This is a genomic window from Candidatus Pelagibacter communis, assembly GCF_001180165.1.
Lineage (GTDB): Bacteria > Pseudomonadota > Alphaproteobacteria > Pelagibacterales > Pelagibacteraceae > Pelagibacter > Pelagibacter ubique_P.
On sequence record NZ_CVSQ01000047.1, the window covers coordinates 1 to 542 of the forward strand.

The 542-nt window shown below is 30.3% G+C and carries 1 protein-coding gene; it reads left to right on the plus strand.

Translation table 11 applies throughout. The features are described 5' to 3' along the window. Positions 1-542: aminoacyl--tRNA ligase-related protein (locus AMN88_RS02300; protein ID WP_306452491.1), on the plus strand; the 542-nt coding region annotated here is incomplete at both ends.

Genomic DNA, 542 nt, shown 5'->3' on the forward strand with positions numbered 1-542 from the left:
TATCATATTCAATGGAAGTTCAGAGATGAAATAAGACCTAGATTTGGAATTATGCGTGGTAGAGAGTTTTATATGAAAGATGCTTATTCATTTGATGTATCAGATGAGGAAGCTTTTTATTCTTATAATAAATTCTTTCTTTCATATTTGAGAACTTTTAAAAGATTATCTTTGACAGCAATACCTATGGCTGCTGACACAGGACCTATAGGTGGAAATTTATCTCATGAATTTATTATTCTTGCAGATACAGGTGAAAGTAAAATTTTCACTGACAAAAGAATATTTGATCTTGATACTGCTGATACTCAACTAGAAAAAGCATCGTTGGAAAGTATGAGAAAAAAATATGAACAGTTTTATGCTGTAACTGATGAAAAGTTTAATAAAGAAGAGTTTGAAAAAATTGTTTCTAAGGAAAATCAATTGATTACAAAAGGTATCGAAGTAGGCCATATATTTTATTTTGGTGACAAGTATTCAAAACCAATGGGAGCATCTGTTGATTTGCCAGGAGGAAAAAAGGATTTTGTTAAAATGGG